This is a genomic window from Nocardia gamkensis NBRC 108242 (genome assembly GCF_001612985.1).
Lineage (GTDB): Bacteria > Actinomycetota > Actinomycetes > Mycobacteriales > Mycobacteriaceae > Nocardia > Nocardia gamkensis.
The window spans coordinates 1-14,120 of sequence record NZ_BDBM01000011.1; the positions used below are offsets into that span (position 1 = coordinate 1).

At 68.0% G+C, this 14,120-nt stretch carries 11 protein-coding genes; 6 read left to right on the plus strand and 5 right to left on the minus strand.

The genetic code is table 11. The features are described 5' to 3' along the window. Positions 1-124: 124 nt before the first annotated feature. From NG1_RS11965 to NG1_RS11980, 4 genes are all read left to right on the plus strand, one after another. Complete coding sequence (locus tag NG1_RS11965) at positions 125-1,585, plus strand: NsdA family TPR-like regulatory protein (protein ID WP_084498864.1); 1,461 nt, start codon at positions 125-127, stop codon at positions 1,583-1,585. After that, positions 1,582-2,478: a phosphotransferase gene (locus NG1_RS11970; RefSeq protein ID WP_062970129.1), complete on the plus strand. Its 897-nt coding sequence runs from the start codon at positions 1,582-1,584 to the stop codon at positions 2,476-2,478. Before NG1_RS11965 ends, NG1_RS11970 begins: the two co-directional genes overlap by 4 nt. Positions 2,479-2,871: 393 nt before the next feature. Beyond that, complete coding sequence (locus NG1_RS11975) at positions 2,872-3,348, plus strand: hypothetical protein (RefSeq protein ID WP_157114005.1); 477 nt, start codon at positions 2,872-2,874, stop codon at positions 3,346-3,348. A 44-nt stretch (positions 3,349-3,392) separates the two neighbouring features. Next, the gene (locus NG1_RS11980) at positions 3,393-4,148 is read left to right on the plus strand and encodes a DUF6882 domain-containing protein (RefSeq protein ID WP_063910328.1); all 756 of its coding nucleotides are present in this window, start codon (positions 3,393-3,395) and stop codon (positions 4,146-4,148) included. 36 nt (positions 4,149-4,184) lie between these two features. Here NG1_RS11980 and NG1_RS11985 read toward each other — a convergent pair whose 3' ends face one another. Next, a complete protein-coding gene (locus NG1_RS11985) occupies positions 4,185-5,384 on the minus strand; it encodes a hypothetical protein (RefSeq protein ID WP_062970132.1) in 1,200 nt (399 codons plus the stop codon). A gap of 415 nt (positions 5,385-5,799) precedes the next feature. Between NG1_RS11985 and NG1_RS11990 the strand changes: the two genes are divergently transcribed. Together NG1_RS11990 and NG1_RS11995 are read left to right on the plus strand one after the other, a co-directional pair. Beyond that, on the plus strand, positions 5,800-6,384 hold the full coding sequence (locus tag NG1_RS11990; RefSeq protein WP_157114006.1) for a hypothetical protein: 585 nt from the start codon (positions 5,800-5,802) through the stop codon (positions 6,382-6,384). Between the two features lie 175 nt (positions 6,385-6,559). Beyond that, positions 6,560-8,515: a GMC family oxidoreductase N-terminal domain-containing protein gene (locus NG1_RS11995; protein ID WP_062970134.1), complete on the plus strand. Its 1,956-nt coding sequence runs from the start codon at positions 6,560-6,562 to the stop codon at positions 8,513-8,515. Positions 8,516-8,531: 16 nt separating this feature from the next. On the opposite strand, the gene NG1_RS12000 is transcribed toward NG1_RS11995, so the two are convergent. From NG1_RS12000 to NG1_RS12015, 4 genes are all read right to left on the minus strand, one after another. After that, positions 8,532-8,906 carry a DUF742 domain-containing protein gene (locus tag NG1_RS12000; RefSeq protein ID WP_062970135.1) on the minus strand — a complete coding sequence of 125 codons (375 nt, stop codon included), beginning with the start codon at positions 8,904-8,906 and terminating at the stop codon, positions 8,532-8,534. Continuing rightward, on the minus strand, positions 8,903-9,319 hold the full coding sequence (locus NG1_RS12005) for a roadblock/LC7 domain-containing protein (RefSeq protein WP_040872147.1): 417 nt from the start codon (positions 9,317-9,319) through the stop codon (positions 8,903-8,905). Before NG1_RS12005 ends, NG1_RS12000 begins: the two co-directional genes overlap by 4 nt. Positions 9,320-9,350: 31 nt before the next feature. Next, a complete protein-coding gene (locus NG1_RS12010; protein WP_245659867.1) occupies positions 9,351-11,681 on the minus strand; it encodes a sensor histidine kinase in 2,331 nt (776 codons plus the stop codon). Between the two features lie 637 nt (positions 11,682-12,318). Beyond that, positions 12,319-14,100 (minus strand): 3-deoxy-7-phosphoheptulonate synthase, encoded by a 1,782-nt coding sequence (locus tag NG1_RS12015; protein WP_157114007.1) that lies wholly within the window; start codon positions 14,098-14,100, stop codon positions 12,319-12,321. Between the last annotated feature and the right edge of the window lie 20 nt (positions 14,101-14,120).

The window sequence follows — 14,120 nt, forward strand, 5'->3', positions numbered from 1 at the left end:
GCCCCACTGGGGCTTGCGCATCGCCAACAACTGGCTGGGATGAGGCGAAAGGGTCATTTGTGCACGTAGAAGCCATCCACCGCATACTCTGAGACAAACTGCGGTCCACCGACTGAGGTGAGATATGAATACCGGGGGACGTATCTGCCGCACATGCCGCACGGCGCTGTCCGCAAAACACGCCGGAAACCTCTGCGCCGCCTGCGCCTCAGCTGCCGGATTCAAGCACGCGCTGACCGCTGACTTCTTCGACGATCCCATGATCCGCGCGGCGCTGGCAGACCATGACTTCAGCGTCGTGTTCACCTCGATTCGCGAAGCAACCGGCCTCTCTCAACTTCAGCTGGCCGCGTTGCTCGACCTCACGCAGTCCAGAATCTCAGCCGTCGAACGTGGAGAACGCCGTCTGACCAGCGCCAAGCTGGTCGCCAGAATCGCCGATACCTTTGCGATCCCCGCGTCGCTGCTCGGGTTCGGCTCCGGGACTGCGAGTAATCTGGCCCGCGAGGAGGTGACGTGGGTGGAGCGTAGAGACTTCATCACCCTGGCAACCGCAGCCGCACTCGGTTCCCATCTTCACCCGCAACTCGACCGGCTGGGCAACATCCTCCCTGACCGGCTCGAGCCAGTCACCCGACCGCACATCGGATCCGCCGACATCGACGCGATCGAAGCCATCACCGAAGGATTCCGGCGATGGGACCTCGCACACGGCGGCGGACTCTGCCGGACCGCGGCACTCACCCAACTGCACCAAGTCCGCGCCCTGGAAGGCGCCGCATGCACCACGGACGTTCGAGCACGTCTGTGGATCGCTACGGCCGACCTGGCGAGCATGGCCGGCTGGCTGGCCTACGACATCGAAGAACACGACTCTGCCCGCAAACTGTGGACATACGCCCTGCAAACCGCGCACCGCGGCCAAGACCATCCGCGCAGCACCGACCTGACGGTCAGCATTCTCCTCGACATAGCCCACCAGTCCCTGCACCTGAAACGACCTGATGAAGCACTGAAATTCGTGCAACTTGCCTCATCGACCGCCGCCAACAGGCGCCATCCGATCAGCACCATCACCGCCGGGTACATCGCCACGGTAATGGGGTGGTGCTGGGCATCCCTGAACGACTCCGCAGCCACCCAGCGCGCCCTCGGGCTATCCGAAGACCGCTACGCCGCAGCCGAACCCGACACCACTCCTTCCTGGGCATGGTTCGTGACGCCCGCGGAAATCGCCGCTCAACACGGCCATGCGATGTATCTGCTGTCGCTCTCCGATCCCAAGTTCGCGCCATCGGCAGTCGAGCGCCTGTCCACCGCGATCCCCGGACACGCCAGCGAACATGCGCGCAGCCGCGCCGTCGCCTTACCAACCCTTGCCGGCGCCTGTCTGCAAGCGGGTGATTTCGAATCAGCCAACCGGTACGGGCGCGAGGCGATCACGGCGATCACCGAGCTGTCGTCACCCCGCTGCTACGTCCGCCTCCGCGACCTGGACCGTATTGCCACCCAGCACGACGGCGCCCCGATCGTCGCTGAATTGCGTAGCGATCTAAGGGCGGTCCTGGCCACTGCGGCATCATGACCACCGAAAGCCAGCTTCCCGGTCGCGCAGCCATGCGCGCCGCATGCCAAGCGTTCGGCGTCGACGACCGCGACGCGCAACTGCTGCATCATCGGTCGAACGCAGTGTGGTTGCTGCCCCACACTGATCTTGTCGTGCGCCTGGCGCCCGACACCGCCTACCGGCGCGAGCGCGCTCACACCGCCGTCGCCGTCACACGGTGGCTGGCGGCCGAAGCCCAATCCATCGCGCTCACTCCAGCGTCCGGGACGCAACCAGTTGTCGCCAGCGGCGCGATCGCTACCTTCTGGCCCTACCGCCCTTCGCCAGGTCGGCCGGGGCCGGCCGACCTCGGCACACTGGTGCGGCGGCTGCACTCGGTGGCGCGGCCGCCGTTCCCCGTGCCTCGATACCAGCCGCTGCGGCGGCTGTTCGAAGCCCTGGCTCTTGATGACGAGCGGACGACACCCGCACTCACCGACTCTGACCGCGCGTGGCTGCGCGCCCGCGCCGCGACACTGGTCGGCCAGTTCACGCAGACCGAATTCCCGCTCGGGCAGGGCCTGGTGCATGTCGATGTCCACAGCGAGAACGCCGTCTGCGATCACGGGCAGTGGGTACTGATCGACTGGGACCAGTGCAGCATTGGGCCGCGCGAACTCGACCTGGTGAACGGATTGCCCGACCACTTTCATCAACCACAACACGCGCGGGCACGCTTCGCAGCGGCCTACGGCTACGACCTTCTCGACTGGCCCGGATGGACCTTGCTGCGCGACATCACCGAACTGCACTCCCTCGGCGCCTACATCCGGCTCACACCGAGCAAGCCCGCGGCGGCCGAACAACTGCGACATCGCATCCGATCGTTGAGAGCGGGCGACAGAGCTGTGGTGTGGCACGCGGTCTCTTGATCGCGCACGTCCGTCCTCGATCCCGCGACGTCACAGTTCTAGATCGGGATCGAACTATGGGCCGAATAGTCCGGGAGTCGTCCACGTCGACGTCATTTCACCGCGCATGGCGGTGGCCCGGTGAAGTTGATCTTCGGTGGCATTCCGAGCCGGGGCGGCGCGCTTCGACATCGATGCATCGACGGACCTGCGCGGGAATTCGTACCCTGCCCGCGCAGTCGTTGATGACGGCGCTGAGCGTGTGTTCGGGCACGGTGTCCGGAGGATGACTTCGGGCTTAACAGCCAGGTAGCCGTACCCGCGTGGGGGCCATTGCCGCCGACGCGGCGGTAACGTGATGGTGTGTCGGAGCGGGGGATCGAATTCAAGCCGGATGCGGATGATCCGAAGCGGGTGAAACTGTACAGAGGTCTGCCACAGGGCGTTTCTCGTGCCGAGATCACCTACCGGGCCGAGGGTGGTTTCCGCGGTACCCGGCTGGTGCGCTGTTCCGAGGCGGAGTTCGCGCAGCTCCGCACCGCCGTCGACGGAGTCTACGAAGGGCCGTGGAGCGAAGCCCATCGGATTACGGTGTCGGAAGCCCGGCATTACATCGACCAGGCGCAACGGCGGATCGAGCAGCAGGAAGCGGAGCTACGCCGCAGACGGGAATCCGTTGACCTGACCTGCCCTTGGTGTGAGCGGCAGCGCACCTACCTCGGCATCCTCGGTTTCATCACCGGACATACCGGCTTCATGACCGACCACCCCAGCGAGCTGGGCCAGCAGGTCGTCCAGCAGCATGCCTACCGGTGCGATCGGTGCGGCTCCATGCAGCTGTTCGCCGACGGTTTCCTTGCGCACCCGTTGCCCGGCAGGAAGCCGTCGTAGGCGCGGCGTCGCAGCGGTGACTCCGCGTTGACTACGCTGACGCGGTGCCCCAATCCGTGCCACTGACGAGACTTCTCGATGACGCGGGCTTGCTGTCACTCGAGCATCGGCTCCACCTCGAAGACGTGCTCGGCGCACACGTGTGGGAGGTCGACCTGGAAGAACGCCGACTCGAATTCGCGGGCGACGAGGGCTCGTTCGTGTGCACCGACGTCCATCTGCTCGGTACGGCCGACGCCGAGACGTGGCTGTGGGGGTGGGTCAATCCCTGGGGTTACCCGCGTTCGCTGCTGCGTGCCTCGGAGACCGTGCGCGAGTTCGGCCTTCGCTACGGTGTCGCCGAATTGTGTTCGGCCGAACTGCCGGTGGTGCTCGGTGGCGCGGCCCCGGAGCCCTATCAGGTGGCGGGGCTGATGGCGGACGCCGCGAAGATCGTCTGCGGGCGCTGGAACTCCTACTGCGGCGTCATCGATGGCGCCTGCGTCGCGTTTCTGATCGACCACCCGGCGTTCGAACTGCCCGCGCCCACCCCCTCGGGTCTCGCTCGCGTCCTGGCCTATGGCTTCGGCGCACTGCCCCTGACCGATCACCGGCGGGCCGTGTACAGCTACCTGAATCGGCGGGGTCTGGTCACCGAATTCCTCGACGACTACCGGTGGCTGGAATTCGGCGGCGACGGTCTGGCGGGTGAAGTGGAGTTCGACGCTTCCGGCCGGATCGCGAGCCTGGATATCCAACTCGCGACGGAGGGGGTCGATTCGCCCTTCGAGGCGCGAACGCAGCCGGCCTCATCCCACTGACCGTCCATCAGGACGGACGGCGCCGGCCTGCCGCGGTCAGTTCGGCGGGAACTCCCGCTGGAACCAATCGAGGATCTCGGGGAGTGCGGTCCGGGCCGATCCGGCGTGGTCCACCTCACCCAAGTCGCGCAGCGTCGCGTTGCCGCTGGCGAGAGCTCGCAGGCAGTGCTCGGCGTTGGGATAGGGAACGGCGCGGTCGCCGTGGGAAGCGTAGAGGCGGACCGGCACCCGTGGTTGCCAGTCGCACGTGCCGTCGCTCTCGGCGACAGCCGCGGCGGCTGCGCCGGTCGGCTCGGTGGCCAACTGGAGGAACCGCGGGGTCAGCACTTGCGCGGGGGTGGCGGCCAGCGAGGTCACGATGGTGATCTCGCTGTGGAAGCCGTCGAAGAGTTCTTCCACTTTGTCGGCATAGGGCTGCTGGAAAGCTTCGGTCGGATCGTCGTAGAGCGGGTGGATCCGGTTCATCGAAGTGAGCCAATACGAGAGGAACAGCACCGCCGCACCCGGTACGACCCGTCCGTCGAGCGCGGCGGGCGCCTGGACGTGCTGGAGGTCGTAGGGACCGCTGATCGGGGCCAGGGCGGCGACCCCGAAACCGGGGATCGTTCCGGCGTGTAGCGCTTTGCCGAGCGCCATCGCGGCGTGGCCGCCCTGAGAGAAACCGGTCACCAGCACATTCGGGTCCAACTCCCGGTGCTGTTGTGCCGCAAAGGATCCGGCCGCGCGGAGCAGGTCGGCCGAGGCGCTGGTCTCGGAGGGCGCATGGGTGTAGGGATGCGTTCCGGGACCGTTCCCGAGGCCCAAGTAATCCGGTGCCGTCGCCGCGTACCCGGCGGCGGCGAACGCCACCGTGCGCAGCCGCTCGGAGAGATTGCGGGTGTCGACCGACGGCGCGTCGCTCTTCAGCGTGATGGTCCCGTGTTCGTAGCTGACCACCCGCAGCCGACGAGAGTCGCTGCGCGGCAACACCACCAGCCCGCTGGCGGTGGTCGGCCCGCCCTGCGGGGTGATCGTCCGGTACTCGAGGCGAAAGGCGTCGACGCCGTTACGGACGGGCGTGCGGATATCGCCGTCGGCCAACAGCGCCGCGGTCTGCTCGGGCGGCAGACTCATCAGGGGAGTGGTCGATACGATCGCACCGCGGTCAGGCGGCGATTCGGGCTCGGTGTCCGCGCACCCGGCGGCGGCTCCCAGCAGGACGACCACCGCGACCAAGCAGCGCCTCAGACGGTCCATCCGTGGATCCTCTCGATGATCATCGGGTCCGCTCCATCATCGCGCTTGTACCAGCGGGTGGTCGGCTCCCGCGGTCACTCGAACATCGCCGAAGGCTCGGGCGCGGCGGGCCTGGTCGACGATCGCGCCGCGATCGTCTCTGCGAGGCCGTGTCCAGTGGGTTCGGTGCCTGGTCGTAGCCAGCAGATCCACCGGGGAGTCGCCTAGCCGATAAGTAAATCACTGTTCCGGTAAGATTCATCTATCTACCAGCTAAGATTCGCGATATGTTATGGGATATTATTAGCGATCCGGGTAGCTTGGTGTGATTGCTGCCTGCACGGCGCAGGGCTGTCGAGGCTATCCGGTCGAAGCTGTCCGGTCGGCGCCGACACGCGGAGGCGGCCGATCGAGGGTTACTACCCGAGGAGTGGGTGTGGGCACGGTACCGGCGAGCGCGACGACCGAGATCTACTTCCGTGCGGCGGCCGCCACGTTGGTCGAGGCGGCGACGGTGCTGGCTGATTTCGGGTGCTCCCCGGTCGACGTGTCCGGCATTCTCCATCGGTTGCGCCGAGTCGAGCACGCACTAGGCGTGATCATGGCCAACCTGAGCGCTGCCCTGGCGTCCGGACCGGTGGCCGCCGATCGCGCGCAATTCTCCGAACTCGGCGAGGCCCTCGGCCGCGTCCTGGAGCGCACGCACGCGGCGGCCGCCCTCGCGGCCGCCCATGTCATCACGGCGGTGCCGGACGAGGTGCTCGAGGTCGTGGTGACGATAGGTCGCTGCGCCCAGCTCACCGCCGCGGCGCTGGGGGCCTGCGGGCAGCCGCTGCTCGGGTCGTATCGCGCCGAGTTGCTGCGTCTCGCGGTGCACGCCGAACGGACGTTCACCCGGTGGTCGCTGGCGCGGCCGCGCACCGGCGGGGACCCGACGGCGGAACTCGGCGGTGCGCTCGTCTCGGTTGTCCACGCGTTCCTGGCGGTCGGCCACGCGGCGGCAGTGGTCATCCCGGAGTGAACGGCCGGGGTAACCCTCGGGGCGCGGTGAGAATGGTTCGCCTGGTGCCCATGCCGCTATGTGGTCATAGATTCTGCGGGGCATGTAGCTGTCACCTGGGTTAACGCGGCTTTAGTTAGTGGTTGTTCATATCGTGTGATAGAACTCACTGGCGAAACGAAGGGGACTGCTCGACATGCAACCAACAGCCAAGCAACGCGCGGCGATGAACATCATCTGCGACACCTTCAACCCGGGTGACGGGCTGACGCTGCCGTCGGCGAGCGCGCTCGGCGCCGTCGATACCGTCTTCGAGTTGCTGGGCCGCAATCCCCGCGAGGCCGAGAAGAAACAACTGGCCACGCTGCTGAACCTGTGGGATTCGCGGCTGGCGGGCCTGCTCACCGGCAGCGGTCCCCGGCGTTTCTCCACACTGACACAGGAGCAACGGGAACAGGCGTTGCTGCGGCTCGCCGATTCCCGCATCGAGGCGGTGCGGGTGCTCTTCCAGGCGCTCAAACAAGCGTCGCTGCTGTCCTACAACATCACCCCCGGCCCCGCGGGCGTCAATCCGCTGTGGAAGGAGATCGGTTATCCGGCCCCGGCCGGTCCGCTCCATACCGCGCCCGCGCCCGCGCTGTCTCCGCTGCGCTTCGGCGAGACCACCGAACTGCACTGTGATGTCGTGGTCGTCGGGTCCGGCGCCGGAGGCGGTGTCGCGGCCGCGGTGCTGGCCGAAGCGGGTCTCGACGTCGTCGTGCTGGAACGCGGAAACTATTACGACGACCGTGATTTCGGCCTCGGCGAACTCGGCGGGCTGAAGCACCTGTACGCGCCGGGCCCGCCCGGTTCCACCGAAGGCCAGATCACCCTCGTCGCGGGCACCTGCCTGGGCGGTGGAACGGTCGTCAACTGGAGCACGTCCTTGCCGACGCCGCAGGACGTCCGGGCGGAGTGGGCCGCGCTGGGCGCCGCCCAGTTCGCCGAGGCCGAGTTCGACGAAGCGCTCGAGGTGGTGCGCCGCCGGCTCGGCGTCACCGAGCAGCGGTCGGTGTTGTCGGCCCGCGACGGTGTTCTCGAACGCGGCGCCCAAGCGCTGGGCTGGGAAGTGGATACCTTGCCGCGCAATGTCACCGACGCCTGCGATGCCGGGGTGGAGTGCGGTCGTTGCGGATACGGCTGCCGGTTGGGCGCCAAGCAGTCGGTGACCAAGACCTGGCTCGCCGATGCGGCCGATCGGGGCGCGCGGCTCGTCGTGGACGCCGATGTGCGACGGATTTCCGTGCGAGGCGGCCGGGCGCAGGGCGTTTCCGCGGTCACCTCCGACGGTGTGGCGATCGAGGTGCGCGCTCGGGCGGTGGTGGTGGCGGCCGGAGCGATCCAGACTCCGGCGTTGCTGCGGCGCTCCGGGTTGCGCAACGACAACATCGGCCGCCACTTGCGCCTGCATCCGGCGGCCGCGGTGTTCGGCGTGTTCGAGGAAGAGATCCGGCCGTGGGAAGGCGGCTTGCAGACCAGGATCTGCCGTCGGCACAGCGATCTGGACGGCGACGGCTACGGCGTGATCTACGAAACCGGCCCGATTCATCCCGGTCTCGCCACCGGGTTCATGAGCTGGCGCGGCGCCGCGAACCATCGGGCCACCATGCTCGATTTCGCGCGTTCGAACGCGATCGGCATCATCACACGTGACCGCGACTCGGGCACCGTATCCGTCGACCGCGGCGGTGAGCCGATCGTCAACTACCGGTTGTCGGACTACGATGCCGCCCATCTGCACACCGGGTTCGAGGGGGCGGCGAGCATCCTGGAGGCAGCGGGCGCGCAGCGCATCTTCTCCGGGCACCAGGCAGGCGTCTCCTATGAGCCCGGCCGGCGCGGGTCGCATGCCGATTTCGCGGCCGCGTGCCGGGCCGCCGGGTACGGTCCGGGACAGTGTTCCCTGGGCGCGCTGCACATCATGGGCTCGGCGCGGATGGGTGGCTCACCGGACACCTCGGCCACCAACCCGGACGGCGCCACCTGGGAGGCGGCGAACATCGTCGTCGCCGACGCGTCCTGCTTCCCCACGGCGTCGGGCGTCAACCCCATGGTCTCGATCGAGGCGATCGCCTACATGAACGCGAAACGGCTTGCCGCGCAGCTGGTCTGAGCAATCGGCCGGTCGGTCAGAGCGCGCGGATGCCGTCGAGCACCGCGCGCAGGAGGCCGAGATCCGACTCCGGTCCCGTCGCGGCCGGGGCCGACCGGCAGATCAGCCTGCCGTCGTCGAGCAGGTCGCCGATGAGGACCTTCGTCATCGTCAGCGGCAGGCGCAGTCGCGCGGATACCTCGGCCACCGACTGCGGAGTGCGGCACAACTCCACGATCGCCGCGTATTCCGGTTCGGTGCGCCGTAGCGCGGAGCCGGGCGCGCCGTCGACCACCAGGGTGACCAAGTTCAGTTCCCGGCGCACGGCACGACCCCGGCCGCGGGTGATGGCGAAGAGCCGGACCAGCGGACCGGCGTCTTCCTCGTACCAGGGATCGTGCTGATAACTCATGGCCGTGTCGAAGCGGGCGGGTGCGGGCGCGTATCGACCGACAGGTGGGTTCCGACTCGCTGCACCGTCTGGTTCATCTCGTAGGCCACCATACCCATATCGGCGGTCTCGGACGCCATCAGCGCCAGGCACGCGTTGGCCCCCGCCGTGGTGACGAACAGCACCGCACGATCGAGTTCCACCACCGTCTGGCAGACGCCACCGGCGTCGAAATGGTGGCCCACGCTGCGGGACAAGCTGTGCAGTGCCGATGCCATCGCGCAGAATCGCTCGGCGTCGGCCTTGTCCAGCTGAGCCGAATGGCCGATCAGCAGCCCGTCCGAGGACAGCAGGACCGCGGACTGGGCTCCGACGAGTCCGGCGACCAGCTCATCGAGCAGCCAACCGAGGCCGGTTCCCTGGGAAGTAGTCATCGTCGCCTTCTGAATGTGTATGGAATGCGGACTAGTCGAGGTCGGGACGCTTCCGGCGTCCCTGGCGGGTCCCGCTCTCGATGGCACTCATCAGATTGCGTGCTTCATCGGCGGTCCGTTGCCGTGCCGGTGCCGCGGCGGGCGGCGCCGACTGCTCGTCGGGAGACTGGCGGCGACGGCGCGGCAACGGCGGCCTGCTATCCGGAGCGGGCTCGGTGTGCGGTGCGGCCCCGGAGTCGAATCCGCGACTGCCGTCGGTGTGCGGGCCCTGCGCCCAGGACTGCTCGGAGGACGAGGTAAACCATGCGGACCGTCCCGGTACCGGTGCGGGCTGAGGGGGCGCGTGCCCCGGCGCGGGTGTCTGTACGGGCTCGATACTGTCACCGTCGTTGTGTTCGGGTGGCTGCGTCCCCGACTGCAGGAGCGCGTTGGGAATCAGCACCACCGCCCGCACGCCGCCGTAGACCGATTCACCCAGACGCACCGAGACACCGTGACGGTGGGCCAGTTTCGCGACCACGAACAACCCCAGCCGGGTGTCGCTGGACAGGGACACCACACTGAAATCGGGCGGGTTGGACAGCAACTCGTTACGCGCGGCGAAGTCGGCCTCCGACATGCCGAGGCCTTGGTCGATGATCTCGACCGCCACACCGCGCCCGACGATGACGCCGGACACCTCGACCCGCGCCTGCGGGGGTGAGAAGGCCGTCGCGTTGTCCATCAGCTCGGCCATCAAATGGATCAAGTCGGCTACGGCGTTGCTCGACACCTGGGACTCCGGCAGCCTGCCGGTCTGAATGCTGGCGTAGTCGAGGCTTTCCGCGACGGCGGCGCGGACCAGGTCGAGCAGCGGCACCGGCTTGCGCCAGCGCCTGCCCGGCTTCTCGCCACCGAGGATGATCAGGTTCTCCGCGTTGCGCCGCGCCCGCGTCGCCAGGTGATCGAGCTGGAACAGCAGCTCGAGCTGGTCGGCGTTCTCCTCCTGGCGCTCGGCCTGATCGAGCAGGGCGAGCTGGCGATGCACCACGACCTGGCTGCGATGGGCGATGTTGAGGAACACCGCGTTGACGCCCGCTCTGGTCTTCGCTTCCGCGACCGCGGCCGACACGGCCGCGACATGGGCGCGGTTGAAGGCATCGGCCACCTGGCCCAATTCGTCGGTACCGAAATCGAGCCGCGCCAGTTCGGTCTCGGAGTCGAGGCTCTCGCCGCGACCGAGCCGTTGGATGACTTCGGGCAACTGCTGGTCGGCCAGTTCCAAGGTGTCGCGCCGCAGTCGCCGCATTCGTGCGATGAATCGGTTGGCCAGCACCAGCGCCGCGAGGAAGGCGAGCGTCGCGACCAGCAGCACCGCCGCGCCGCCCAGCATGGACTGCTGCGCGGTCCGGTCGCCGCGCTCGCGTGCGATGGCGTGCGCGTCGCGGCTCTGGTCGTCCCACAGCTTCAACAGGTTCGTCCCGACCTGGCCGGAAGCCTCCTGCCACGCCGCGACATTCATGGGCAACGGCTCGCTTCGCGAGGTCGATCGGCCGCTCTGGGTTCTGCCGGTGCCCTCGCGAGTGGACTCGTCGAAGTCGGTGCCCGCCTCCACCGGCCCCCGCAGCAGCACCGCGTCCTGCATCGCGATCACTTTCCGATAGGCCGGCCCACCGGTGATCTCTTGGAGTTGAGCCAGGCGCTTGCCCTTCAGGACGCGGCTGGCGTATGCCACCTGACCACGGAATTCCCCGAGCAGTCGGCTGAATTCGGTCAACTGCTCCGGAGTGTGTTCCCCGACGGTCACCGCCACCGCGCCCAGGGTGTCCGCCATGGACAACGCTTCGGCCGCGCGCAGGGGCTCGACGCCGTAGCTCAGCTCCATGGCGATGTCGGCTTCCGGCGCCACCCGCGCGGCGAGGGTCGACGCGGCGATGATCGTACCGATGACCCCGCTGAAGACTTCGAACACCTCCTTCGGCGGGGCCTGCCGGCTGTCGACCCCGCCGCGCAGCGTCGGTACCAGCGCGAACAGCTTGTTGTAGCCTTCGATGTCGGAGGCGGACCCGCCGGGATTCAGTTTGCGGGCGGCATCGCCTTTGGCTATCACCGCCGCCAGCGCCGCGTCCGAGCGTTGGCGCGCGGCGGTGAGCCCGCCGACGATTTCGGTATCACCGGCCAGATACAACAGCGACAAGCGCCGCTCCTCCTGGAACGACTGCACCATGAGAATGGCCGGTGTCGTCGTACTGCTGGCCAGCTCCGCCCATTCCTTCGCTGCCCGGGCGGAGTGCACCAGGTAGCCCGCCGCACCGACACCGATCGTGAGAAGTGTGACGCTGGATATGAGGACGATCGCCAGCAGTCGTACCCGGACACCCACTCGACCACGGACATCACGCTGGCTCGACCGAACCACTCCCACAGCGGATTCGCGTAGCTCAGACCACTTGCTCACGGCTTGAAATGCCTACCTCTGACACGGCCCCGCCCGGCCCGGGCGGCACCTCACCTGTACCCGACCGAAGAATAACGAAAGTGTAGCGGTTCGATCGCGAATCGTATGGTTTTGTGACACTCGACAAGTGAACGGCAATTATTCCTGCAATTCGCTGTGCATGCTGTAGGACGACTCGAACCGCCAGTGAGCGGCAATCGCCGGTCAGGGGGCGTAGCATGCTCGGCCGACTGGACCGCAGCCGTTCGATTCAGAGCGGTTCCCTATTATCAACTTATCGCCGGTTCTGGTGGTAATTCCGTCAGCGGGCTCGGCGAACGCCCGCATGACGGCCGACCCGCCAGGTTTTGCGCGCGCCTGCCGAGTTCGGCGCGGAAAAACACACTTACCCGCGCCGATCCAACCGGGCGATGATATAGCGTCGGTAGGGAATTCGAGTTCCCTCCACTGGTGACGATCCGCCGTCCGATCGGTTGCCGGAACTCGGCCTTCCGTCGGCCGGGCAGCCGATCCTCGGGCATCGGGCGCGCCCGGCAGAGCGCCGATCACCGCGTCACGGGAATCAGATGGCCCGCAGCTCGAGGGCGGCGATGACGCAGTGCAGGATCTCCGCGGAATCCAAGCCCGGGGGGCGACGACTTCGGCGGTCCGCGAGAAGCTTGCCGGTTTCCCGGTCACTCCGCGCGTCGATGACGGCTTCGGGCCGGTACGCGAGATGCAGGCCGCCGGGAACGATGCCGGTCGCCCGGCACGCTCGGAAGAACGCGTGGATCGCGTCGATGGCGCCGTCGATGCGAAGGGTCGCGGGGCCGTGCCTCGTCCGCCTGGCCGGCATCGGATCGCCCACCCAGCAGACCGGGGTCTCGCACGCGGCGGCCGCGGCGAACAACGCCGGAAGCGTGTCGAGGGTGCGGGCGACGCCGAGCCGAGGCACGAGCGTGAGTCTGCCCGGCAGCCGCTGCGGATTCAGCGCCCGGCACAGGCGCTCGACGTCGTGCGGGGTGGTCGTGGGACCGAGTGCCACCGCGACGGGGTTGCCGACACTCGCGGCGAACCGCACCCGGTCCCGCGCGGGATTATCGATCCACACCAGGTGTGCCGAACGATCCCACCACCGCCCGTCCGGTCCCGGACGGGTCGATGCGGCGGCGTTGGGCAGCGTCGGCTCGCGCGAGATACGCAGCGGCGCGATCGAATTGTGCAGTTCGTGAGCGCCCGGCGGGGCGACCGCGGCGACAGGCAACAGTCCGCCGACCGTGCGGAGCAGATCGCGTCGCACCGGCTCACGGCACCGATCCGCCGCCCGGTGCAGCATGTTCACGCACAGCGTGAGCGGCAGGCGGTCACCGGGCCAGTCGCCGAGCGCCCCGGCGGCGCGAAAGTATCCGGGCTGCCGCCTGGGCGCTCGTTCTATGGTGACGGCCGCTTCTCCCAGCACATGCGCCATGACCGCCGCTGCGGCGTGCGTCAGCGCCCGGCGGTCGGCGACCGCGGTTTCGCCCCCTGACGATGTACCGTCGCGCCCGCCGAGGTGCAGCACGAAACCCTCGCCGCGGGCCGCCTTCGCCAAACTGGTTGTGAGCGAGTCGCATTCGTCCGGGTGAACCGGTGTGGGCATCGGCCGCGAACGCCGCGCGCCGGCTGGTGGTGTTGTGGATACCTCGCCGTGCCGCACGCTGCCCCGGAGATCATGCATGGGGAACAGTTGTCTCGGAATTCCGGGCGATGCCGCCCCCACTAGCACCGGTTCGTCGGTCCAGGGCTGATCGTCGCCGGTCGTGGCGGTGAAATCGGAGGGAATGACGTCGGGATTGAACGATTCCCGGACATAACAGAGTGGCTGGTCTCCGAGCAGCATGACGTACGCGCGCGCCGCGCACGCCCGACCGTCCGGCCATGTCGTCACGCCGGTGCGCAAGAGGTGCCGCCGCTGGGATACCCCACGGGAGATCAGGCCGGACCCGATCGGAGTCCCGACATCGTCCAACCCCGAAGCGGCCGCGCCCGAGCGCCCGGCGACGACGTAGTTGACGGACGCGGTGACCAAGTCGGCGTTGACCAGGCAGGAGTGGCGCACGAGGACGCGGTCGGTACCGGACACGCGCAGGGCATCGGTGACTGCGTTCGGCAGCAGGCCGGCCGCGACAGCGTCTTGGCGCAACACCCGCACGTACAGGTCGGTGCCCAATATCGCCGACAGGGCGGGCGTGGTGAATCCGTCGCTCGCCAGCAGCATCCTGGTCAGAGGGTGGCCGAATCGTCTTATTTCGCTGTTGTTTCGGAAACCCGAACCACCGGGCGGGCAATCACCCGGTGGCTCGGGGCCGGTGTGCGTGATCGTCACGACCGGCTCCGTGCACTGAC